23 protein-coding genes are annotated in these 24323 nt (G+C 49.3%); 3 read left to right on the plus strand and 20 right to left on the minus strand.

All coding sequences use genetic code 11. The annotated features are described in order from the left end of the window. Nucleotides 1–31 precede the first annotated feature (31 nt). Entirely contained in the window at nt 32–1609 is a 1578-nt protein-coding gene (locus tag MHI45_RS04095; protein WP_076110059.1) for a DEAD/DEAH box helicase, read from the minus strand. A 289-nt stretch (nt 1610–1898) separates the two neighbouring features. On the opposite strand from MHI45_RS04095, the gene MHI45_RS04100 reads away from it, so the two are divergent. Then, on the plus strand, nt 1899–2063 hold the full coding sequence (locus MHI45_RS04100) for a hypothetical protein (RefSeq protein ID WP_179091715.1): 165 nt from the start codon (nt 1899–1901) through the stop codon (nt 2061–2063). A 159-nt stretch (nt 2064–2222) separates the two neighbouring features. On the opposite strand, the gene pduL is transcribed toward MHI45_RS04100, so the two are convergent. The 18 genes from pduL to sleB form a co-directional block, all read right to left on the minus strand. Further along, the gene (gene pduL / locus MHI45_RS04105; RefSeq protein WP_076110060.1) at nt 2223–2795 is read right to left on the minus strand and encodes a phosphate propanoyltransferase; all 573 of its coding nucleotides are present in this window, start codon (nt 2793–2795) and stop codon (nt 2223–2225) included. Between the two features lie 164 nt (nt 2796–2959). After that, nucleotides 2960–3937 (minus strand): dipeptidase, encoded by a 978-nt coding sequence (locus tag MHI45_RS04110; protein WP_076110061.1) that lies wholly within the window; start codon nt 3935–3937, stop codon nt 2960–2962. 165 nt (nt 3938–4102) lie between these two features. After that, nucleotides 4103–4363 (minus strand): stage V sporulation protein S, encoded by a 261-nt coding sequence (locus MHI45_RS04115; protein WP_019910496.1) that lies wholly within the window; start codon nt 4361–4363, stop codon nt 4103–4105. A 200-nt stretch (nt 4364–4563) separates the two neighbouring features. Then, on the minus strand, nt 4564–5358 hold the full coding sequence (locus tag MHI45_RS04120; protein WP_076110062.1) for a TIGR00282 family metallophosphoesterase: 795 nt from the start codon (nt 5356–5358) through the stop codon (nt 4564–4566). 125 nt (nt 5359–5483) lie between these two features. Continuing rightward, complete coding sequence (gene rny, locus MHI45_RS04125; RefSeq protein WP_038593326.1) at nt 5484–7025, minus strand: ribonuclease Y; 1542 nt, start codon at nt 7023–7025, stop codon at nt 5484–5486. A gap of 307 nt (nt 7026–7332) precedes the next feature. Next, the gene (locus MHI45_RS04130) at nt 7333–8067 is read right to left on the minus strand and encodes a regulatory protein RecX (protein ID WP_038593328.1); all 735 of its coding nucleotides are present in this window, start codon (nt 8065–8067) and stop codon (nt 7333–7335) included. 114 nt (nt 8068–8181) lie between these two features. Continuing rightward, the gene (gene recA / locus MHI45_RS04135; RefSeq protein ID WP_038593331.1) at nt 8182–9246 is read right to left on the minus strand and encodes a recombinase RecA; all 1065 of its coding nucleotides are present in this window, start codon (nt 9244–9246) and stop codon (nt 8182–8184) included. Nucleotides 9247–9543: 297 nt separating this feature from the next. Next, nucleotides 9544–10833, minus strand: coding sequence for a competence/damage-inducible protein A (locus MHI45_RS04140; protein ID WP_076110063.1), 1290 nt, complete (start codon nt 10831–10833; stop codon nt 9544–9546). A 46-nt stretch (nt 10834–10879) separates the two neighbouring features. Next, on the minus strand, nt 10880–11467 hold the full coding sequence (gene pgsA / locus MHI45_RS04145) for a CDP-diacylglycerol--glycerol-3-phosphate 3-phosphatidyltransferase (protein WP_038593337.1): 588 nt from the start codon (nt 11465–11467) through the stop codon (nt 10880–10882). Nucleotides 11468–11617: 150 nt separating this feature from the next. Beyond that, entirely contained in the window at nt 11618–12109 is a 492-nt protein-coding gene (locus MHI45_RS04150; RefSeq protein ID WP_076110064.1) for a YajQ family cyclic di-GMP-binding protein, read from the minus strand. Between the two features lie 207 nt (nt 12110–12316). After that, nucleotides 12317–12478, minus strand: coding sequence for a hypothetical protein (locus tag MHI45_RS04155; RefSeq protein ID WP_167347618.1), 162 nt, complete (start codon nt 12476–12478; stop codon nt 12317–12319). A gap of 82 nt (nt 12479–12560) precedes the next feature. Continuing rightward, complete coding sequence (locus MHI45_RS04160) at nt 12561–13541, minus strand: helix-turn-helix domain-containing protein (protein WP_076110065.1); 981 nt, start codon at nt 13539–13541, stop codon at nt 12561–12563. A gap of 91 nt (nt 13542–13632) precedes the next feature. Then, a complete protein-coding gene (locus MHI45_RS04165; protein ID WP_038593346.1) occupies nt 13633–14400 on the minus strand; it encodes a DUF3388 domain-containing protein in 768 nt (255 codons plus the stop codon). 177 nt (nt 14401–14577) lie between these two features. Beyond that, nucleotides 14578–14838: a DUF3243 domain-containing protein gene (locus MHI45_RS04170; protein WP_076110066.1), complete on the minus strand. Its 261-nt coding sequence runs from the start codon at nt 14836–14838 to the stop codon at nt 14578–14580. A 153-nt stretch (nt 14839–14991) separates the two neighbouring features. Beyond that, nucleotides 14992–15759, minus strand: a complete 768-nt coding sequence (ymfI, locus tag MHI45_RS04175) for an elongation factor P 5-aminopentanone reductase (protein ID WP_038593352.1) — start codon at nt 15757–15759, stop codon at nt 14992–14994. Then, a complete protein-coding gene (yfmH, locus tag MHI45_RS04180) occupies nt 15759–17039 on the minus strand; it encodes an EF-P 5-aminopentanol modification-associated protein YfmH (protein ID WP_076110067.1) in 1281 nt (426 codons plus the stop codon). Before yfmH ends, ymfI begins: the two co-directional genes overlap by 1 nt. A 2-nt stretch (nt 17040–17041) precedes the next feature. Further along, on the minus strand, nt 17042–18280 hold the full coding sequence (yfmF, locus tag MHI45_RS04185) for an EF-P 5-aminopentanol modification-associated protein YfmF (RefSeq protein WP_179091717.1): 1239 nt from the start codon (nt 18278–18280) through the stop codon (nt 17042–17044). Between the two features lie 203 nt (nt 18281–18483). Beyond that, nucleotides 18484–19344: a spore cortex-lytic enzyme gene (sleB, locus tag MHI45_RS04190; RefSeq protein WP_076110069.1), complete on the minus strand. Its 861-nt coding sequence runs from the start codon at nt 19342–19344 to the stop codon at nt 18484–18486. Between the two features lie 172 nt (nt 19345–19516). Between sleB and MHI45_RS04195 the strand changes: the two genes are divergently transcribed. Both MHI45_RS04195 and MHI45_RS04200 read left to right on the plus strand, forming a co-directional pair. Next, a complete protein-coding gene (locus MHI45_RS04195; protein ID WP_256718076.1) occupies nt 19517–20116 on the plus strand; it encodes a hypothetical protein in 600 nt (199 codons plus the stop codon). A 17-nt stretch (nt 20117–20133) separates the two neighbouring features. Continuing rightward, nucleotides 20134–21492: an AraC family transcriptional regulator gene (locus tag MHI45_RS04200; protein ID WP_256718077.1), complete on the plus strand. Its 1359-nt coding sequence runs from the start codon at nt 20134–20136 to the stop codon at nt 21490–21492. Between the two features lie 60 nt (nt 21493–21552). Here MHI45_RS04200 and MHI45_RS04205 read toward each other — a convergent pair whose 3' ends face one another. Continuing rightward, entirely contained in the window at nt 21553–24213 is a 2661-nt protein-coding gene (locus MHI45_RS04205; protein ID WP_076110070.1) for an FtsK/SpoIIIE family DNA translocase, read from the minus strand. Nucleotides 24214–24323: the final 110 nt, after the last annotated feature.

Below are 24323 nucleotides of genomic sequence, written 5' to 3' on the forward strand. Positions count from 1 at the left end.
GAAGGCTGCAGTCTAATCTATAAGCATCCGTTTATTGCGATCTGCCCGCTTTGGCTGCAGGTCTGCCGCCAGGTCGGCTGCTGTGGTTGTTACCGGGTCTGCCGCCTTGGCTGCCGGCAGGTCTGCTGTTCTGTCCGGCACCAGCCCGTTCACCAGGTCTGCCGCTATAGCCGCCTGGGCGGCTGCTAGCACTTGTTCCGCTGCCGTTTCCTCCGCTTGCTCTGCCGCTAGAACCGGCTCCACTGGCCGAAGCACTCCCGGATCTTGCACCCGCTCCTGCTTGATGAGCCGATTCCCCGTTCGGTCTGCTGCCCTGGCCGCTGTTCTTACTTCCGCCGGAAGTGCTGCCCGCACGGTTGCCCTGTGTGAACCATTCCGACTTTGGCTTGCGCGCCGGATTGGTCTTCGCCTTGGCTGCCGGCTTCGCCGGAGCTTTTGCCGGGCGTTCATTCAGCAAAGCCTGTGCGCTCTTAGACATCGGATACGCATGGTCCTTAACTTCAGGGATCGTCTTGCCGATCAGCTTCTGAATATCCTTGAGGTACGGGATCTCTTCGGCCTCACAGAGAGAAATGGCGATTCCGCTCATACCGGCACGGCCTGTACGGCCAATACGGTGGACATAAGTTTCCGGAATATTCGGCAGGTTGAAGTTGATGACATGCGACAGTTCGTCAATATCAATCCCCCGGGCGGCAATGTCTGTAGCAACAAGCACGCGGGTAGCTCCGCTTTTGAAGTTGCGCAGCGCATTTTGCCGGTCATTTTGGGATTTGTTGCCGTGAATCGCTTGAGCAGTAATATTAATCCGCGTCAAATCACGGGTAACCCGGTCAGCACCACGTTTGGTGCGGGTAAAGACCAGTGCCGAGACAATCGATTTGTCCTGAAGAAGACGGTTTAATTGATTCTGCTTGTTGCCGTTCTCCAGCAGATAGATCGACTGCTCGATTCTGTCCACGGTGGAGGAAACTGGCGTAATCTCGATTTTCACCGGGTTCACCAGCAGTGTTTTGATCAAATTCGAAATTTCTGTCGGCATCGTAGCCGAGAAGAATAATGTTTGTTTTTTGCTTGGCATTTTGGCGATAATCCGCTTCACATCATGAATGAAGCCCATGTCCAGCATGCGGTCCGCTTCATCCAGTACAAGAATCTGCACATACTGCAGATCAACATGCTTCTGGGTAATCAGGTCGATGAGCCGCCCTGGCGTGGCAATCAGGATATCCGCGCCCTGGCTTAATGCCCGCTCCTGAGCTTTTTGCGATACACCGCCAACAATAGCTGTTGAACGGATACTGGTGAATTTGCTGTAGGCCTGGATATTTTCCGAGATTTGCAGTGCAAGCTCTCTAGTCGGTGTGAGAATCAGCGAACGAATCCGGCGTCTGCCGCCGGTTGCAGAAGGCTGCTGGCTTAGCAGCTGAATAATCGGCAAGGAAAAAGCGGCTGTTTTGCCTGTTCCGGTCTGAGCACAGCCTAGAACGTCTCTGCCGGCCAAAGCCGCGGGAATGGACTCCTCCTGAATGGGGGTGGGTGATGTATAATTTTCTTGGCTTAACGCCTTGAGGATCGCTGGGATCAAATTCAAATCATTAAAAGTCATGTTGTCTCCTTAATTTTAAATACATATATTATCAATCAGGTAACTGCTGTACCTTGTTTGCAGCGTCTCCACATAGCGCTCATCAAAGTCATAACACATAATGATAACACAAATTGAACAATAAGAAAAACATCAGCAGAAATTTTTATGTTAGTCCTAGTGTAACCACCATCAATTCCTTTCACGCCTCCTATTCCATTACTAAAGCAGGGTTGTTCAGATTTGGTTTAGATTGCTGGTGTACAGTAATCATGCAAATCACAAATGACGCAAAGGAGCGCTTTGAATCATGGGTAAAAAAAGAACAGCAAATCCATCATTATGCACATTCCCCAACTGTTCAGCGAGACATTATGCCAAGGGCTATTGCAAAAAGCACTATAGCTATATGTGGTACAAAAACCGCGCCGCTGCCAAACTCAGCCAGACTTTGCTCGAAGAACGCAGCCCGTAGGAACCATCGTAAACACTGTAGCTATAACATAGTAACCACTTTCTCATCTCATTTACCCACTACCTCAACTCCAAGGCATCATCCTAAACGCATAAGATAACAGAACATAAAAAAGCGGAGGATCGCTCCTCCGCGTCTTGACCTGCTTATAAATAAATACTAATCTACAATTTCAGCTGTGTCGCCGTTGTTGGCACCTGCAGCATTGGCTTCGTCGGTGTCGATATGCATATCAAGCGCAAAATTGTCCGATACGCGGGCAAGAACATTTTCCAGTACCAGGCCGCGTTCGCCGCCCAGACGTACTTTTAGAAGCTGCTTGTCGGCGATGCCCCAAGCTTCTGCTTTAGAAGTGTGGAAGTGAATGTGACGTGCAGCAATAATTACGCCAGTCTCCAGTTCTACTTCACCGGCTGGTCCCTTAAGGGTAATGCCCGGTGTGCCTTCGATATGTCCGGATTCACGAACAGGTGCTTTCACGCCGAGGCTGAAAGAATCTGTGCGGGAAATCTCCAGCTGTGATGCCGGACGGACAGGTCCTAGAATTCTTACTTTGTCGAATTTACCTTTGGTGCCGATTACTGCTACTTGCTCGTTAGCTGCGAATTGTCCGGGTTGGGAGAGTGGTTTGAACTCAGTCAATTGATAACCTGCGCCAAACAACGCTTCCACATGCTCTTGCGTAAGGTGAATATGTCTAGCCGACACACCTACGGGTACAGTCTTGCTCATTGTAAAGTCACTCCTTGTATTTTCTCTAGTATCTGTACAAGCCACTGAACATTATACCTCTTATTACCCAAAAATAAAAAGACCCTCTGCACAATGAGAGTCCTTTTTTCGACATTTTGAGATTTCGAAGCTGGATTGTCACGATTTTGTCATGATCTGTTACTTTATGGTATTTTTTGGTCGTTTAGTTTTGGCGGCAAATGCAGGCTTAAAAAACTCCAAGCATTTTCGTACAGCCACCCCTTCACTTGATCCTCCGGATAGTAGCGGAGCAGCAGCTCAGCAAACTCGGCGTATTTTCCAGGATGCTCCAGTCCCTCTACCCAGGCATCAATCCCGTCAAAATCAGAACCAAACATCAGCTGCCTTGTGCCACCCAGGCTGCAGACATGATCGATATGCCTTAGAAGATCATCAGCTTTGGCGTCGCCTCCATTTTTAACAAACCAAGGAACAAAGGTAAGTCCCATCCGGCCGTCCATGGCAATCAACGCTTTGATCTGTTCATCGCTCAGATTGCGCGGATGGCGGCACACAGCTGCGACGTTGGAGTGGGAGGCAATAAACGGACGCTTGCTCCGCTCAGCCAACTCCCAGAAGCCTGCTGGGGCCAAATGAGACACATCCAGCAGCATACCGCTGCTGTTACACCACTCGATCAGCTCCCGGCCTTTTTCGGTAAATCCTCCATTCCGCTGTTCGAGTACACCATCTGCAGCCCAGTTCGCATAGTTCCAGGTGACTCCAAGGAAGCGCACCCCGAGATCGAAACACAACTGAGCATAGAATAGATTCCCCTCCAGACCGTCTACGCCTTCCAGAGACAGCAGCCCCCATCTAGGGGGCACTCTAACCAGTTCCACTGCTTCCTCCTTCCAGCGCAGCCACTGAAGGCCTCCTGAGCCTAGCACTTTGCCCTGGAATAGTTCAATTTGTCCCAGCACACTTTCAAAACTAGGTCTTCCCCTAACCGTAGACAGATAAATCGCAAAAACTTGCAGGCCGACGCCACCCGCTGCAAGCCGTTCTGCAGTTACATCAAGCCGGCTGTCCTTGTCGAAATTAAGATGGGGGGAAGCCTGCAGTTTGCTCAGAACATCACAATGGAAATCCGCCACCCGTAGTTGCTCCGCTCTTCCCATGAGATCGGCCTCACTTTCTTACTTGTCATCCAGTTTCCGCGCCACATCGCATCCAGCGCTCCTGCTTATAGTTTATGCAGAGGATGACCCGCTCTTCACCTGCACAGCAAAAAACCTGTTTACATAGGTAAACAGGTTCATCCCGTAAGTTCTAACATTCATTAATTATCTAGGCTCTACAATGAGTTTAATCGCCGTCCGATCCTCTCCATCAATCACTATGTCAGTAAAGGCTGGAATGCAGATCAAGTCGACACCGCTTGGCGCGACAAATCCCCGGGCGATGGCAACTGCTTTGACTGCTTGGTTCAGTGCTCCTGCTCCAATAGCTTGTAGCTCGGCCGATCCACGTTCACGAAGAACACCCGCTAGTGCGCCGGCAACGGAATTCGGATTGGATTTAGCTGATACTTTTAATACATCCATAGTAAGTACCTCCCCTGGGAAAATGATGGTGTTCTTCCACTACTGTAGATGTTATTCGCGAGAGAAGAAATAATTCCTTCTTTTTGCGGACTACTCCGGAGAAAATGGTACAAAAGTTACTCTTTTTCGATATAAAAAATATCACACTTTACCCAAAACCAGCGATTATTCCCGAAAAGCCTAATTCCTTGGTGCCCTCATTAACTCATTACCCATTCATCTTCACGCAGCCGAATCTTCTCCAGACGTGTTGCCTTGCCCGTAGCCTCGTCAATCTCTGCGAATAAACCGTGCAACTGCCATTTACCTTCGTCAACCACAAATCTGGCCGGAAGCTGGGTAGTGAACTTATAGAGGACCGCATCCTTTTCCATACCCAAAATCCCTTCTCTTGAACCAACCATGCCGGCATCCGTCAGATAAGCAGTGCCTCCCGGCAGGATAACATCGTCATTGCTCTGCACATGTGTATGGGTTCCTACAACAATGGAAGCATGCCCGTCCATAAAATAGCCCATAGCGATCTTCTCGGAAGTAGCCTCGGCGTGGAAATCCACCAGAATACACTTGTGATTCCGGCGCAGCTCGTCCACAATCTCTTCGCCCACCCGAAACGGATCATCAATTGCCGGCAAAAAGGTCCGTCCTTGCAAATTGACAACCGCCAGCTCTTTGCCATTGCCTTTAATAATCGTATATCCTCTGCCAGGTGTTCCTGCGGGGAAATTAGCCGGACGGATGATCCGGGGCTCGTCGTCGATAAATTCGAAGATGTCCTTGTTATCCCATGTATGATTGCCCATTGTAATGCCATGAACGCCCCAGTTGAAAAATTCATTGGCAATAGCGGAAGTAATTCCTCTTCCCGCTGCGGCATTTTCTCCGTTCGCAATGATTATATGCGGCTGGTATTTGTTCTTCAGCGAAGGCAGCATTTCACGCAGCGCTTTTCTGCCGGTATTGCCTACAATATCACCTATAAATAAAACTTTAATGTTGTTCTCCTCCTAAAAGTTTAGTGGGTTAATCCGTGCTGAATGTTCTTCGTACACATCCGGCTTCGAAAGCATATATTCTGTATGAAAGAAAAAAGGCCCCGCAGGGGGGCCGATTTCCTTGCTTATTTAGCGTATTCAACAGCCCGTGTCTCGCGGATTACGGTAACCTTGATATGACCCGGATAATCCAGTTCACTCTCGATCATCTTCGTAATGTCGCGGGCCAGACGGAATGCTTCCGCATCGTCGATCTTCTCAGGCTGCACCATCACCCGAACCTCGCGGCCCGCTTGAATGGCGTAGGACTTCTCGACGCCGTCGAAGCTTTCGGAGATTTCCTCCAGCTTTTCCAGACGTTTGATATACGTTTCCAGTGTCTCACGGCGTGCGCCAGGGCGTGCAGCCGACAAGGCGTCAGCAGCTCCAACCAGCATGGCAATAACCGAAGTAGCTTCGCAGTCACCGTGATGGGACGCGATACTATTGATAACAACCGGATGCTCCTTGTATTTCTTCGCCAGTTCGACGCCAATCTCGACGTGCGAACCTTCCACTTCATGATCCAGCGCTTTGCCGATATCATGCAGCAGACCGGCACGTTTAGCAAGCACGATGTCTTCCCCAAGCTCACCGGCCATAAGTCCAGTCAAATAAGCAACCTCCATGGAGTGCTTGAGTACATTTTGACCGTAGCTCGTACGGAATTTCAGACGGCCTAGAATTTTGATCAGATCCGGATGCAATCCGTGAACGCCAACCTCGAAGGTAGCCTGTTCACCGTATTCGCGAATCCGCTCATCCACTTCTTTGCGGGATTTCTCCACCATCTCTTCAATCCGTGCCGGATGGATACGTCCATCAGCAACCAGCTTCTCAAGTGCCGTACGGGCCACTTCGCGGCGAATCGGATCAAAGCCCGACAAAATAACGGCTTCCGGCGTATCATCAATAATGAGATCAATACCAGTAAGAGTTTCCAGTGCACGGATGTTGCGGCCTTCACGGCCGATAATCCGGCCCTTCATTTCTTCATTCGGCAATGTAACTACTGACACGGTTGTTTCCGCCACATGATCAGCTGCGCAGCGCTGAATAGCCAGTGTAATGATCTCGCGGGCTTTCTTGTCCGCTTCCTCTTTGGCCTGCTGTTCAATTTCCTTAATCATCTGTGCGGTCTCGTGGCGAACTTCCTGTTCTACATTGCTAAGAATGATACTTCTGGCATCATCGATGCTCAAATTGGAAATGCGTTCCAGTTCAGTGACCTGGTTCTTGTAAATTACATCAATTTGCTGTTGTGTTTCGTCAATTCGTTTCTCTTTGTTAGCTACTTGTTCTTCTTTTCGTTCAAGCGATTCCATTTTTTTATCCAGTGATTCTTCCTTTTGCAGCAAACGTCTCTCTTGCCGTTGGATTTCATTCCGACGTTCACGAGTTTCTTTCTCAGCTTCAGTACGGATTCTGTGGACTTCGTCCTTAGCTTCGAGTACCGTTTCCTTCTTCAGCGCCTCCGCCTCTTTCTTCGCGTTCTCCACGATGACTACGGCTTCTTTCTCTGCGCTTGAAATCTTAGCTTCTGCAAGGGATTTACGAATAAAATAACCGAATCCAAAGAATAATGCAGCTACAACGAGAACGATTATGACCCAGATTGCAGTTACCATCTGTTCACCTCCTCGTTGGTTCCTCCAAGGGAAATGCCTTGGGAATTGTGCAGTTGTTAAACTATCCGTTCATCACCATACAAAAAACCGGTAATACACCGATTGCCATACTGCACATGCTGCACATGCACACTGCCCGCCTTATCCGGCGATTACATTTCATATGAGTTGTACGCGAACCGGTTCATAAGAGTCTGCTTTTTGGGAAGGAAAAAGGATTCTTAGTTTATGCCGATTCATGTTATATTTTATTATTTATAAAAAGACCTTGTCAAGAGAGTCGATAACCGCATTTAAGTCAAGAGAATCAGTCAGGGAAGTAAATCTCCTCTTCTTCACCCTCAAAATCCTCTTCCTGGCGTAAAACATTCAGTACCTGCCGTACCATTTCACCGGAATATCCGCGCCGCATGAGGAAGGCTCCGGTCTTTCTGCGCTTGTCATTAACGTCTCCGCGAATCAGATTCCATTTCTTGCGCCCTGTCTGCAGAGCACTTTCCAGTTCCTGTTCCGGAGAGATATTCTCCAGCGCTTCCGAGATCAGCGACTTGTCGATCCCTTTCTCCCGCAGCTCCTGACGGATCCATAGCTTGCCCTTACGCTGATTTGCAATGCGTTGTTCCGCCCACTGCTTGGCATACAAGGGATCATCAAGGAAACGCTCCTGCTGCAAACGCAGCAGGACCTCGGCAATAATAGTCTCTCCTATTTCTTTCTCACGTAAACGGCGGGCCATTTCCTGAGATGTCCGAGGCTTACGTTCCAAATACCGCAGTCCCTCTACATAAGCACGCTGCCGTTCATCCGCAACAACAATTTCCACCAGATCTTCCTTCATGAACGAACTGCCGGTAATCATCCGATATTTAATCATGACATCTTCATGAACAGTCATGTTATAAGCGCCGAAATGAATAATGTAACGGTGATCGGACTTCTTCTGCCGCTCTACCCGTGTGATGACAAGCAGCTCGCCTTCTGGGAAATTGTCCAGCGGTTGTTCTTCCTGTTCTTCCGGTTCAGGGTTCAATTGTATTACCATGGCTGTCTGTCACCTCATAGCTATTGATTCTTATACTCTTCTGATCTTATGAAAAAGCGCCCTGTTAAGATCATTCACAGGGCGCCTATTACCTTATATAATATTCACTTTAATTTATTCGATTTCGAGCAGCAAGTTTTCTTCTTCCTCTTGCTCTGCAGCAATCTCGGTTTCACTCGGAGCCGCTACAATCGTCGACAAATTGCTGGCTTCACGAATCTTATTCTCAATCACCAGAGCAATGTCCTGATGCTCTTTCAGGAACTGCTTGGAATTCTCACGACCTTGACCCAAACGTTCACCCTCGTAGGAATACCAGGCTCCGCTCTTGTTAACGATATCCATTTCCGTACCGATATCAACAAGGCTTCCCTCTCTGGAGATACCCTCACCGTACATGATATCAACGTCAGCCTGCTTGAACGGAGGTGCAACCTTGTTCTTCACGACTTTGATCTTCGTACGGTTACCGACAACATCATTTCCCATCTTGATGCTCTCTACGCGGCGCACATCAAGCCGAACGGAAGAGTAGAATTTCAATGCCCGGCCGCCTGGAGTTGTTTCCGGGTTACCGAACATAACGCCGATTTTCTCACGCAACTGGTTAATGAAGATGGCAATCGTATTAGACTTGTTGATCGCTCCGGACAGCTTACGTAAAGCTTGAGACATCAGACGTGCCTGCAAACCAACGTGCGAATCTCCCATATCGCCTTCAATTTCCGCTTTCGGCACCAGTGCCGCTACGGAGTCCACGACAATAATGTCTACTGCGCCACTGCGGACGAGCGCTTCGGCGATTTCCAGTGCCTGTTCGCCTGTATCCGGCTGGGAGAGCAGCAGCTCATCAATGTTTACGCCGAGAGCATTAGCATACTTAGGGTCAAGCGCATGCTCTGCATCAATGAAAGCAGCTTGTCCACCAAGCTTCTGCACTTCTGCAATCGCATGTAGAGCAACAGTCGTTTTACCGGAAGATTCCGGTCCGTATACTTCAATAATACGTCCTTTAGGAAGTCCGCCAATACCTAATGCAATATCAAGTGCCAAGGAGCCGCTAGGTACGACTTCGACTTTCATATGCGAGGATTCTCCCAGTTTCATGATCGAACCTTTACCGAATTGTTTTTCTATTTGACGAAGCGCCATATCAAGCGCTGCACGACGATCTGACAATCAGACCACTTCCTTCACTGTTTATAGTAATATAATAACGTGTTTTGGAGGTCTTGCCAAGCTTTTTTTCGAACATACATTCGTTTTTTTTGTCTTCCGGGAGAATACTCCCTTTTATTGTAAGCCTCCTTCCGGATGTTGAATTCAATACAAATCCTTCAGTCACCGGAAATCAACGGCCTATGCTCACAGGAGCTCCGCTGTAGTCAGCGGCGCCGCATAAAACAAAAAACCGCAGCAGAGAGTTCTCAGTGCTACGGTTCTTCCGTATATACAATTATATACCGTCTTAGCAGGTTATTGCAAGGCTGATCCATCCAGCGGAGTAGCCACCTTGCGCTCCTCCAGCCTGCGCCAGAGACGGTATAATAGCGCTTTGACTGAACGCAGCCGGATGTTCTCACGCGTCCCTTTGAGATTGAGCTCATACACTTCAGTCTTTTGCCCCCGTTCTGCTAAGCCGACATAGACAAGCCCTACCGGCTTGCGTTCGGAATAGCCGGGACCGGCAACACCTGTAACTGATAACCCGAAATCACTGTCCCCTATCATTCTTACCTGTTCCGCCAGCACCTCAGCGACTTCGCGGCTGACCGCTCCGGCAGCATCAGGACCCTCGAGAAGAGCAGCAGGCACATTCAGCAACTTCTTCTTCATCTCATTGGAATAGCAAACTATACCTCCATTGAACATGGATGCACTGCCTGGAATATTCGTGATGCTCTCCATCAGCAAACCGCCTGTACAGCTCTCTGCGGCGCTTAAGGTCAGTCCGGCATCCGCCATCCAATCCACAATAAGCTGTTCCAGCGGCACATCTATATTGGCATACATATGCTCCGGCAGAATATCCTTGATTGTCTTCTCCAGCACGTCCAGCTTCTCCATGGCACTGTGTTCAGAAGTCGCTTTGGTAGAGATGCGGACCGTCACTTCTCCTTCCTTGGCATAAGGAGCGATAGTTGGATCAGTCTGACTCCGGATCAGATCAATCAATTTGTCCTCCAGCAGCGACTCGCCGATACCGGCAAATTTGAGCATTTTGGAGTAAATCGGCATTTCGTCTGTCAGCGCGTGCTGCAGCAGCCATGGTTTAGCCTTGTCCGTAAACATCGGCTTCATCTCGCGCGGCGGGCCTGGAAGCACGATATAATACTTCTCTTCATGGGCGAACGCGATGCCGACAGCAAGGCCGATTTCATTGGAAAGCGGCGTAGTTCCTTCAATAATAAGTGCCTGCTTACGGTTGTTCTCTGTCATCACAATCTTCCGGTCATCAAAAAAACGCTGTACATGATCCATCGCAAGCTGGTCGATATGAAGCGAACGGCCCAGCGTTAACGCCAGTGCGTCTTTGGTCAGGTCATCTTCGGTCGGGCCTATTCCACCGGTGAACAAAATGACATCCGCACGGCTCTTTGCAATCTCTATTGCTTCCTGAATACGGCCGCTGTTATCCCCGACCACAGTTTGAAAATAAACATCAATTCCCATCGCGGCCAGCTCTACAGATAAGAACTGGGCATTGCTGTTCACGATTTGTCCAAGTAAAAGCTCCGTTCCGACGGCAATAATTTCCGCTTTCATAGCTGGCTTTCTCCTCCTGGTTGTAGAGTGGATGAGTTATTAAGTTCTAAGCATCATGAAGCTGCAGCAGATCCTTGTTCTTCACGAAATAATCAATCCCCGAGTAAATAGTGATGAGCGCAGCGGCCCAAATGGCAATATCATCAAGAGGGATACTGACGAACTGGAAGGGGAAGTTGTTGAGCAGCAGAAGGGAAATAGCGACAATCTGCACGACTGTCTTTATCTTGCCCCATTTGCTGGCGGCAACCACTTTGCCTTCGAGCAGCGCTACCTGGCGCAGCCCGGTTACGGCGAACTCACGGCTGATAATCACAATGGCGATCCATGAATCGCATCTTCCCAGCTCAACCAGAGAAATCAGCACCGCAGAAACCAGCAGCTTGTCCGCCAGCGGGTCGAGCAGCTTGCCGAGATTAGTGACCATGTTATATTTCCGGGCTATATAGCCGTCTATACCGTCCGTGCTGGCCGCGAGCAGGAAGATTACAGCCGCGATCAGATGATTAATTGAAAGCTGGAACGAGCCCCAATGTAAAGGCTCCGGATAAAATCTGAAATCCACCAGCAAAAAAAACATCATAATCGGGATAAGGCAAATGCGGGCTAGCGTGATGCGGTTGGGCAAATTCACTGAAGTTCCTCCCCTGATCGTTACGAATCCGAAATTCCACTATTTTCTTCAAAACTGCTTAAGCAAGTATATTATAGCCATATGTACGTGTCAAAAAAACAGAAAGCACCCCGCAAAAATCGGTGCGTAAGCACTGCGGGGTACAAAAGCTTACTTTAAATTGTTAAACTGCAAATCCAGCGGCAAATCGGCTTTGCGCAAAATCTGAATAATTTGCTGCAAATCATCGCGGCTTTTGCCGGTAACGCGGATTTGATCTCCCTGAATCTGACTCTTCACCTTCAGCTTGGAATCCCTGATCAGAATATTGATTTTCTTAGCATTTTCCTGATCGATTCCCTGCTTGAGGCCAAGACGCTGGCGCACTGTCCCAAGGGAAGCCGGTTCGACTTTTCCGAAATCCAGATTCTTGAGGGTAATCCCACGTTTGACCATCTTGGATTGCAAAATATCAATGACTGCGCCCAGCTTATACTCGTCCTCTGAGGCGATCAGAAGCGCATCCTTTTCCAGCTTCAGGCTGCTTTTGCTGTTCTTGAAGTCAAACCGGTTATCAATCTCCTTCTCAGTCTGGTGAACAGCATTGGTCAATTCCTGCATATCCATTTTGGATACAATGTCAAATGAACTTTCCGAACTCATGAATCCACGTCCTTTGCTTACAATTATTCTGCTCCTATTATATGAGAAAGGGCTTCTTAAGTCTAATTATGGTAAGAATAAGGCACCCGCACCCCCGCATGCAAAACAGCCCCACAGATGTGGAGCCAAGTGCAAGCCTTTGATAAGCAAAGGCTAAAAACACGCCCCCGGCAATAACTGCAGCCGGGAGACGTTCATACAGCGGCTTTATCTGCTACGAGCGGGAGCCCGAAACATATCCAGAATCCCCAGCACAATATGTGCCAGTCCGAAGCCAAGAATTCCATAGCCCCAGGCGCTCGGTGTCAAGTAATAACCGAGGAGACTGACGATAATGCCCAGCCCTGTTACAATCCAGCTAACGGTCATGAGAGTATACACCTCACTTTGGCGTAAGAACTATAGATCGCTCTTAGATTCTCCAAAAAGCCAAAGTCTATACGTGATACCTTTATTGACCTGAATTGCTATTCTGGCTAGTATCGCTGTCCTGTGACTCATCTGTATTTCCGGATTCACTGTCGGTTGAAGTGCCCTCATCAAGTTCAAGCAGAATACGGGAGGAAGTTTTGCCGTCAGTGATCACCTGTCCGTTAACAGTAATATTTGTAGCTGGCGAGTATCCGGATTTAATATAGATCCCTTCACTGCCGAGTGTAAAGCTCTTATTCTCGCCGGCCGCAGTGTTGCCAAAGCTGAGCTTCTCACCTTTGGAATTCTCACCCTTGTAAACTTCAAGCCAGCTTACACCGGTTGCCGCAATCTCAACCTGCACAGCGCTTCCGGAAGGAGCAGAAACTTTGTAAATCGTCGTTTTGCCCGATTTACGGTCCTGTGTGACCGTAACCGCCTGAGAGCTTGGTGAAGGAACCGGTGTAGCCGTCGGAGCCACAGTAGCCGTTGCAGTCGCTTCAGGGCTGCCTGCTGATTCCGAAGGAGACACCACTCCGCCCCCGACCGCTGTCGGGGAAGGCTGATTCTTAGAAGGATCCTTTTGTTCGTTGGTCAAATTCTCGGGAGCAGCATTTTTAGGATCAGCTTTGTTCATATTCGAAGAAGCGTACAAATAAATTACTACAATAATCAATATTGGGAAGGTCCACATCAGGACTGTCGGAAGCCACTTCGCATTCCGTTCCGTTTCAGGTCTGCGGCTGCGCTTCTGAATCACGGTCTCCATCGTTGTTGTTTCTACCGGGGCAGCCGGGACATTGCCATGCTCCTCCATGAGCTCGTCCGGGTTCACACCCACTGCCTCAGCATAGGTTTTGATAAACGCCCGAACATAGAAGCTCCCGGGAAGCACTTTATAGTCACCCGCCTCGATGGCTTCTAAATATTTTTTTCGAATCTTTGTTACTTCCTGGACATCGTCAAGACTCATCCCTTTTTGCAGACGAGCCTCCTTCAAATGCCGGCCCAGTTCCGACATGCCATCACCTCCTAAAAGTTTTGTCAGCATTTGCTTTCTTGAAGAGCATCGTACAAAACCCGCTTCGAAAGCATCCGCCTTGTTTTATATTCTAAAGATCATCACTGTAGCTTGTCGTAAACGACTCGTACAATATCTCTTCGTTCGGCATATTGCGCAGCTCAATAATGATATCAAAATCATCAAAGGTATACTCGGATTCCCGCACAAAAATATCCGGATGCTCAATTACTTTTGTGCTGGGCATACTCATCACATTCTGAAGCAGATTGTAATGCTTCTCATTGGAGCGGATCGTGCTAACAATCCCGTCAATAATAAAGACATTATGAGGGTTCATCTCATCCTCAGCCAGCTGGCTGCGGACCGTTTGCCGCAAAAGCGTCGAAGAAACAAATGTCCAGCGCTTCATGGCGCAGACACTACCGGCGATAATAGACTCCGTCTTGCCGACGCGGGGCATGCCCCGTAGTCCTATAACCTGATTTCCTTCCCTTTTAAACAGTTCACCGAGGAAATCCACGAGCAGCCCCAGCTCATCCCGGGTAAAACGGAACGTCTTGCGGTCATCCGAATCGCGGTCAATATATCGTCCATGCCGGACAGCCAGCTTATCCACGAGCCGTGGAGAACGCAGCGCCGTAACCGTAATATTATCTACTTTTTTGAGCATTTCGCCCATCAGCATAATCTTCTCGTCATCGTTTGTTTCCAGGAGCATTCCACGCGTCTTACCTTCCACACCGTTGATAGTCAGGATGTTGACTTCAAGCATTCCGAGCATAGAAGCGATATCTCCAAGCAGACCAGGTCTGTTCTTATGTATCTTGTACTCCATATACCATTGTTTATATTCCACTTGTTACACCTCATAGATTCCTTTTCCCTGCACTTTGCCATACATTAAAAAAACCTGCTTCGGCAAGCGTTCTGAAACACGGGTCATGTTAATGATATATAAAATGAAATTGAAAGGCAAGGACACTACTGTAATAATTGCAGAAAAGCTCCCGCGAGGGGAGCTTATTCCGCATGCCTATGCGTTTTTCTTCGCCAGCTTGACCATGAGGGAAGCAATGGTATGCTTCTCATCGTCCGTACCGACATCCCACAGCTCTTTGATTGCCCGGTTGGAATAGTTTCCCGGATCGACTTTCTTATCAAGGAATTCCCCGATTTCGAAAGCCAGCTTGGAAATGGTTTCTTCGCTCATCCCCATTTTTTCAGCCTGAATGACCCGTTCACCCAAAAAGCTTTTCCAGGTATCAAAGTTTTTCACTACGGTTTCTGTTGACATCTTAAATCCTCCTTCATGTTTACGGTCCGCCCGCCTTGTTCAGGTGACAGCCGCCTTACGTGAGATTTAAAAGCAACAGTTATAATATGTCTCGGGCGGTACGATCTTATGCTGGAGCATTTCTCCAAGCCCCCACGCCAGTAACCGGATTCATCAGGTGATCCATCCGCCGTTGGGACTGATTACTTGACCGGTAATGTACCCGGATTCAGGCAAGGCGAGAAAATAAACAAGCGAGGCGATTTCATGAGGGGAAGCCAGTCGTCCCGCAGGAATCTCCTCCTCAAGCATCCGCATCTCATCCTCCTGCAGATTGGCCAGCATGGCCGTATGGACAGCACCGGGAGCCACGGCATTCACCGTGACTCCTGAGGGTGCCAGCTCTTTGGATAATGCCTTAGTGAAGGCATTCACCCCGCCCTTGCTGGCGGAGTAGGCAACCTCGCAGGAAGCGCCTGAGATGCCCCAAACGGAGGAGACATTAATTATCCGCCCATATCGCTGGCTGACCATATAAGGCATAAAAATCTGGCTGCACAAAAAAGTGCCTTTCAGATTCACCGCCATAATATCGTCCCACTCTTCCTCCGTCACATCGGCCAGCATGCCATAATGTGCTTTTCCGGCGTTATTTACCAGAATATCCGGCTGCATCCCGCTGCTTTCCAGCTTTTCAGCCATGCGGACAAGCTGGCTGCGGTCCTTCATGTCAGCGGTCACCGTCAACACCTTGGACCCCAGCGCCATACAGCGCCTGGCCACATCATTGGCCGCTTCGTGCGAGTTCATATAATGAATAACAATGTTCATCCCCACGGAAGCAAAACGTTCGGCGATGGCCCCGCCAATTCCCCCGCTGCCTCCAGTGACGAGCACGGTCATTTCTCCTATTGGCTTGCTGCCCTCTCCCGATAACGCCATTAAGGACTCACCACAAGCGATACAGCGAGTTGTTCCCAGTCCACATGATCACGCAGGCGGGCATTAACCTCATCCAGCGTAATAGATTCATAAAGCGGCAGCACTTCAAACAAATCGCCGCCTCTGAACTGGTAGCGTGTGAATTCGTGAGCAATGCTCTCCGGCGAGTTCAGCATGCGCAGATAGCCGCCGATTTTCTTTTTGCGCGCCCGCTCAAAATCCTTCTCGGCGAAGCCGGTCTTCAGAATAACACTGATTTCTTCCTTCAGCCTGCTGATGAGCAGATCCGGATCCTTCGTATCGCCGCCAATCGCCGAGAACGCGTACTGCGGTGAGCTGTTGAATTCATGTCCGAAGCTGTCGGAGATCAGCTCCTCGTCATAGAGCTTCTGGTACAGCGTCGTACTGCTGCCCAGCAGCAGATCCAGCATTAGCTTAGTGGTCAGATCGCGGCGGACTGCCGCTTCACCAGTGAGGCCTTCTACCTTCTCTTTAAAGCCAAAGAGACATTTCGGCATAGATACGGCAAGACGGCTTTCCTTGTGTTTCTCTGCAACGTGAACGGGCTCCTCTTCAAAAATACGCGAGATTTCACCCTGCTTGTCGTATGATTGACCGGCCTGGTTGCTGCGGATCAGCTCAAATACCTGCTCCGGTTCTACGCCGCCGACCACAAACAGCAGCATATTGCTGGGATGATAAAAGGAATTGTAACAGGTGTAAAGCGTTTCTTTGGTAATTGTGGCAATTGATTCGATCGTTCCAGCGATATCGATATGCACTGGATGTTTGGCATACATGGCCTCAATCAAACCGAAATAGACGCGCCAATCCGGATTATCCGCGTACATATTGATTTCCTGACCGATAATTCCTTTTTCCTTTTCGACATTCTCGTCGGTGAAATAAGGCCGCTGTACAAAATCAACGAGGGTGCTGAGATTGGTCTCAATATTTTCTGTGGCCGAAAAAAGATACACTGTCTGGTCAAAGCTCGTGAAAGCATTCGCCGACGCACCGTTAGAAGCAAAGGTGGCAAAAATGTCGCCTTCCGGCTCTTCGAACATTTTATGCTCCAGGAAGTGGGCAATACCGTCAGGGACAGTGGTTTCCTCTCCGCCGGCAACTTTGAAGTGATTGTCCACAGAGCCATATTTGGTGGCAAAGGTGGCATAGGTTTTCTTAAAAGCGGGCTTAGGCAGCACATAGACCTGCAGACCGTTATCCATAACCTCATGGTACAGTGTTTCTTGAAGTCTTTCGTAATGGATTTGTTTCACCGCTATTCCTCCTTCCCTGTCAGGAAATAAATCGTATCCAGCTGGAACGTGTCAGCAGCCGCCTTCACATCTTCCACTCCGGTGCCATCGACTTGAGCCAGCAGCTCCAGCGCGGAACGGTCTTTTCCGGACAACTGACGGTTGAAATCAAACGAGATCAGTTCAAACGCCGAATCTTGAATTTCGGAAAGCAGATTGCGGATCATGGCCTTGGTCTGGTTCAGCTCCAGGTCACTGATATTGCCGGCCTTCAATTCCTCCAGCTGTTTGCGGATAATATCGACGGCTTTGCCGTAATTTTGAGTTTCGATCCCCGATTGAATGGTTCCAATGCCTTTATGCCCGTCATAGCGGGAGGAAGCATAATAGGCAAGGCTCTCCTTCTCACGAACGTTGACGAACAGCTTCGAGTGAGGATAGCCGCCCAATATCCCGTTATACATCAGCGCGGAGGCGTATTTGTCATCCTTGTAAGTAATGGAAGTGCGCAGCCCCATGTTAAGCTTGCCCTGATTGACGTCCAGCTTTTCCTCCACAGTCCGGACCTCTGTAACGGTTACCGGTGTAAAGTTGGAGGAATACGCTGCGGTCTCCTTGTGGCCACGGCCAAAATGGCGAACGACCAGCTTTTCAACTTCCTCAGGTGTAGTGTCACCAACGACGTAAAGATCGAGGATCGCTCCGTTCAACCAGGAATTGTAGGATTCATACAGGTTTTCTGGAGTAATGCTGTCAAGGTCGGCTCTTTGGCCAAGGGGATGCAGACGGTAAGGCTCCTGACGGCACATTTCTTCAATACAGCGTTCAGCCGCATAGCGGATCTTATCGTTAATAATCGCTTCCAGCTTTTTGCGTACCGTCTCACGTTCTGTTGCGACATAGGATGCACGGAAGCTTCCGTCTTCCAGCAAAGGCCGGGTCAGTACTTCGCCCAGGAAAGCAAAAGACTCCCCGAGAAGGCTCTCTTTGCTCTGCACAAAGGAGTCATTGATCGTATCCATCCGGAACTGGACAATCTGATAATCGCCTCTTTTGTAGATATCAAAACCAAATCCGGCACCATAAAGTTCCTCCAGACGTTCACGGAACTGGGTTGTTTCCGGATAGTTGGCTGTACCTCTGCGAAGCACAAATGGAACCAGCGCTGTTGAAGTGACCGTACTTTCGTCCAGCGGAACCCCTGCATAAAGTGAAATGGCGAAGGTCTTGAACGCCTTGGTCGGCAATACATGAATGCGCATGCCTGCGGCGTTGCCATGTTGAAATCCATTATTTGTCAAGTCCAAAACTCCTTTACGGCGTGGATAGATGCTCTACAACAAGTTTATGAAGTATTATCCATTCTAAACCATTCCAAAGTAAGGAAGCAACCGGAAGAAAGCTTACCGGTTGCTCTTGGTCGGTTTTATACAGGGGTTAAATTGCGGCAAGTGCAAGTCTGCTGCTACATGCAGAAAATATGCTCCCCGATTGTCTTCACCTGCGGACGGGTCCAAATCCACTTGGAAGTAGCCGTCTTCGGATTAAAATAATAAAGGCAGCCGCCGGAAGGGTCCCAGCCATTAAGCGCCTGCTGAACAGCTTTGCGTGCCTGCTCATTGGGTTCTAAGTAGATCTGTCCGTCAGCTACAGCCGTAAAGGCCCCTGGCTGAAAAATAACACCGGAAGGTGTATTCGGAAAGCTTGGGGATTTCACGCGGTTCAGAATAACCGCAGCAACGGCAACCTGTCCTTCAAACGGCTCACCCCGCGATTCCCCGTATACGGCATTGGCCATGATTTTCAAATCATTTTCGGACAGGCCCATTGTATTCCCTGAGGACAGTTCCGCTGTATTCGACTTGCCGGAATCGGCAGTTTTACTTTTGTTTCCGGTATTTTTATTTGCTGTGCTGGTTGAAGGCTCTGTCGGCTTCCAGGCCTTGGTGGCATTGTACAGTTTCAACTTTGTTTTGGCACCGACGATACCGTCAGATTTTATGCGGAATTTCCACTGGAACCAGGTTACCGCATTTTTCGTTTTAGACCCAAATTGGCTGTCAATTTTGCCCGCGTAATATCCAAGATGCTTCAATCTTCCCTGCAGCTCGTAAACATCTTGTCCGGAAGAGCCGACCTTAAGCGGTGTTGTTCCAAAAGCAGGCAATGCCTCGCCATCGGGAGCGGCGGTTTCCGACAGATCAGACGAAGCATGATACGGACTGGCGTAGACCGCATTCTGATCCTCAAAGAATAGACCTGCAAGCGGCATGGTGGCCAGTGCAAGGGTTAATCCGGCAAAAATCCATTGCTTATGTTTTTTCATTGGGTTCGCTCTACCTTTCTCTTGTAAGTTCAACATTGATGGCTAAAGTTATTATGACGACTGACAGGTGATCCTATGCATTGCAACCCGGAGAAGGACTGTATTCCATTGCAAATGAGAATAATTATCACCTATAATCAAAAGATGAACCGACAGGAGTTGAGATACGGCCATGAATTTGCAAGATCATATTTTGCTGTGGAATAAAGCTCTGATAGAAATTATAGATATCCGACAGAGTTCCTTCTGTCCCGGAGATGCCAAAGTACGATACACTCTGCCTGCCAGCGCCTATTTGTTTGTCAAACGCGGCAGCACAAGCGGGCTTATAGATGGAATCTCACTCACCTTCGAAAGTACTCATGTTATCCACGGCGGTAAAGGAATGAATATAGAGCTCTTGCTCGCAGAGGAAATATTGGAATATTACTTAGTTCTGTACAGATCAATTCTTGCGCTTCCTGCACGCAAAAATCTGCTGGCCATAATAGAGCGCAGCGATCCCTTTAACCAGCAATATCATTTCTTCCCCGGCAATCCGTTGCCTCTGCTGGACAAGCTGAACACGATGTTTCAAGAGTGGCAGAAAGCCAGCCCCCTTGAACAGCTGCATGTCAAATCACTGTTCTACCAGTGGGTTTATGAGCTGCTGCGGCAGCTGCACTCGCAGGATATACAGACTCTTAAGCCTGACCCTTTAGACCTGGCAGTGCATTATATGCAGAATTATTATCATGAGCCGATTACATTGGAAAACTGGCCGAAGCTGTAGGCAGCAGCCCAAGAACATTGTCCAGACAATACAGATCAAGACTGCAGACCAGCCCTGCCCAGTATTTAATTGCTATCCGCATGGAGAAAGCCCGGGATTTGCTGCTGAATACGGAAGCTTCTCTCCATGATATTGCAGTAGCTGTAGGGTATCCGGATGCGTACTATCTGGGACGGATGTTCAAAAAATATTACGGGAAATCACCCGTGAGATACAAAAACTTATTAAAAAGTGCTGCAACGTGGCCGAATATGACATCTGCAGTTGCCCGATTTGACATTGTTCAGGACACTTCCCTTCATTACAATGATTATGATAATCATTATCATTATAATCCAGAAGGAGCGTCATTCATGTCCAGAACTGCAAGACCCTCTCTATTGCTGTCCCTGTTGTTATGTTTCACCATAGTGCTTAGCGCCTGTTCCACGGGTACGGCCAATACAACTGCCGGCAACAACGGCAATCCCCCAAGTGCAGCCCCATCAGCCTCACCCGGTGCAACAACTGCTGCGGAGGACAATACAGCTGCTGTAGCCGAGACACGGACCCTTTCCACTGTAAAAGGTGAGATTGAGGTACCGGTACATCCCAAGCGGGTTGTCGTCCTTTATCTGCTGGGGGATGTGCTTGCACTAGGCATTAAACCCATTGGTGTATCAGATGTATCTGAAGGAGCTGCTTTTGAGAGTGAACTGAAGGATGTGCAGAAGCTGGGTTCCTGGTTCGAAGCAAGTCCCGAAGTGGTGCTGTCACTTGAACCGGATCTGATTATTGTGCCCTCAGAAGAAACCTATGAGTCCCTTCATGACATTGCACCTACAGTGCTAGTTCCATATGAGAAGATGTCCGCAGAGGAACGGGTGTCCTTTATTGGAGAAGCTCTGGGAAAAGAAGAGCAGGCCAAAACACTGTTCGACGGTTTTCACAAGAAAGTCGAGGAAAGCAAACAGAAACTGCAGGCAGCAGGAATTCTCGACCATACAATTTCAATCATGGAAGGCGGCAAAGACCGCAGTATGGCTGTAGTCGCCAGTAAACAATTCGGCCATGGCTCACAAATTATCTATGAATACCTCGGAATGAAGGCACCGGAGATTATTCAGCAAAAGATTGATACTGCTACCGGTGCGGATGGAGAATCTGTCTCTTTTGAAGTACTTGCCAAATACAGCGGCGATTATATTTTCCGATCGTCCTATGACGGCATGGCTGATCTGACCGAAGATCCGCTGTGGAACAGCATTCCCGCGGTCAAAGCGGGCCGCTTAATGGAGATAGACTTTGGACTGGCGTACTACAGCGACATCTTTTCGCTAAATGCACAGCTCGATTACATCGTTGAACGTCTCCTTGCAGCACCAAAAGTAAACTAAATATCACAGACTGCAAAAAAGAGCTGATCCCGGGTAAAGGGATCAGCTCTTTTTGCTATATTATGAGCTTATTTTGTTATGTTGATATTGCTCCAGTGACATAAGCACTTCCCGCGGCTTGCTGCCTTCGTACGGCCCGATAACTGCTCTGGCTTCCATGGCATCTATCAGTCGCGCAGCACGGGTGTAACCTACGCGCATCCGCCGCTGGAGCAGCGATACAGAGGCCTGCTTCGCTTCCAGTACAATCTGTACCGCCTGCTCATAAAGCTCGTCCTGCGGCTCCTGGTCCTCTGTCACCATGTCATCTACTTCAGGCACCAGGGTCTCGTCATAATTGGCCTCCCCTTGGCTGCTGACATACTGCACGATGGTCTCCACTTCCTGATCGCTCATGAATGCCCCCTGCACACGGATTGGCTTAGATGCACCCATCGGCAGGAAGAGCATATCCCCGCGTCCAAGCAGCTTCTCGGCTCCCGGCATGTCCAGGATCGTCCGGGAATCCACATTTGACGACACCCCGAATGCGATACGGGAAGGAATATTTGCCTTAATAAGTCCAGTAATAACATCCACCGATGGACGCTGGGTGGCAATAATCAAATGAATGCCCGCCGCCCGTGCCATCTGTGCCAGCCGGCAAATCGCATCCTCAACATCATTTGCGGCAACCATCATGAGGTCGGCAAGCTCATCCACAATAACAACAATATAAGGCAGAACTGCAGCAGGATTATCCTTCATCAGAGTATTGTAGCCTTCCACATTGCGTGTGCCCGATTTGGAGAAGAGCTCATATCTCTTTTCCATTTCCACGACAATCTTCTTCAGCGCCAGGCTAGCCCGCTTTGGATCTGTAACTACCGGGGCAAGCAGATGGGGAATCCCGTTATATACATTCAATTCAACCATCTTCGGGTCAACCATCAGAAATTTGACCTCATTTGGTTTCGCTTTATAAAGGATACTTGTAATGATACCGTTGATACACACGGATTTACCCGATCCGGTAGCACCGGCTACGAGCAGATGGGGCATCTTGGCTAAATTGCCGACAATCGTCTGGCCGGAAATATCGCGGCCGAAAGCAATCGACAACCGGGACTCGGCATCTTGGAACACCTGTGTTTCCATAACCTCCCGCATGGTTACGACGGATACCTCAGAGTTAGGCACCTCGATCCCAATTGCTGATTTGCCCGGTATTGGCGCCTCCATACGGATATCCTTCGCTGCAAGCGCAAGCGCGATATCATCTGTAAGATTGACGATCCGGCTTACCTTCACCCCGATATCCGGCTGAATTTCGTAACGGGTTACGGCCGGGCCTCTTACCACCTCAAGTACCTTCGCCCGGACACCAAAGCTCTCCAGTGTAGCTTCCAGCTTGCGGGCAGTCTGCATGTAATCGTTCTGGTCTCCCGCCTTGCCTCCATTGTTAGGCTTGGCCAGAAGCCGGAAGGAAGGGAGCTTATACGGTTTGGGCGGCGGGGGAAGCGGAGCAGCAGGGACAGGTACTCCGTCTTCGCCAGCACCCAGCAGCCCGTCCAGCTCCACAACCACAGGATCTTCCGGCGCATCTCCATCAATAGCTGGAGTACCTGCCGGAACTCCTTCTAATACAGAGCCTCTCAAGCTGTTCCCGCTCCGCGCTGCAGGAGAGAATTCGCTCCAGTCCTCACGGTCTTCTTCATTCAGTCCTTCTGAACGGATATGCTCGAAGAAATCGCGGATAATCGGTGTAACGGGCTCCAAATCTTCTCCAGCGAAATCATCCTCCAAATTATCCAGGGAAGCTCGTCCCCTCCCGGCATCCAGTCCGCTAATAATCGGGCTATTGGGTGAGCCGTTAAGCAGATCTGCTGAGAGATCTCCCTCCCGTTCTTCTTCGCCTTGCCCTTCTGTCCGCGGAGTCCCGCTCAGCCAATTCCCAATCCGCCGGAAGAACAGCGGCTGACTTCGTCTTGGCAAAGCCTGCTCGTCCTCATCCTCTTCATCTTCCTCCAGCTCTTGTACAGGCTGCGGTGCTGGTGTTCTGCCTGTTCTGGAGGAACGGGCCGCAACGGGAACTGCAGCTGGACGGTTGGCCGCTTTCAGGCGAATCCCTTCCAGCAGCTTTCCAGCACGGACCCGCAGCAGCGAGAACAGCTCTACATAAGACAGGTTCGTGACCAGCATGAAGCTGATGGCCATCATTACAATCATTAGCAGTTTGGCACCAAGCGTTCCGAAAAGCCACAGCAGGGCTGCGAACTCCAGCGCACCGATATAGCCTCCGCTAATATCTTTGCCAAGCATATAAACGCTGCTGTTGCTGGAACCGGGCGAAAGCGCCCCGGAAAGATCATTATGTATTTGCGCCATAACATTGCCAGGATGCAGCATCGACAATGGACCAAGCTTCTGCTCCATCGCTGAGATCGAACTCATCAGACACAAGGACAGCACAAGCAGCAGCACGCCGGAATGGCGGCTGTTCCAACTCGAAGGCCATCTTCTGTGAATCATCACCATCAGCCCGTAAAAAATACCGGCCAACGGCAGCACAAAATAAAAACGGCCTAATAAATAACCTGCCATACTCGAAAGAGAACGTCCAACCGCAGCCTCGCCGGACAATGCAATGACGGAAATCGTTATCAGCATAATGCCGTAAATTTCATATTTTAGAACACTGCCGAGCAGCGCTTTTTTCTTCTTCTTTTTTCGTTTAGCCACAACAGCCACCCCCGGAACAACATTATACCATATAATGGCGTGGCGTACCTATGTTCTGTTTTGTCAGAAAATGCATCTTTATGTTCTCTGTTCGCATTTCCCTTAAGGAT

The sequence above is a fragment of the Paenibacillus sp. FSL H3-0321 genome, from assembly GCF_038002865.1.
Taxonomy (GTDB): Bacteria; Bacillota; Bacilli; order Paenibacillales; family Paenibacillaceae; genus Paenibacillus_AQ.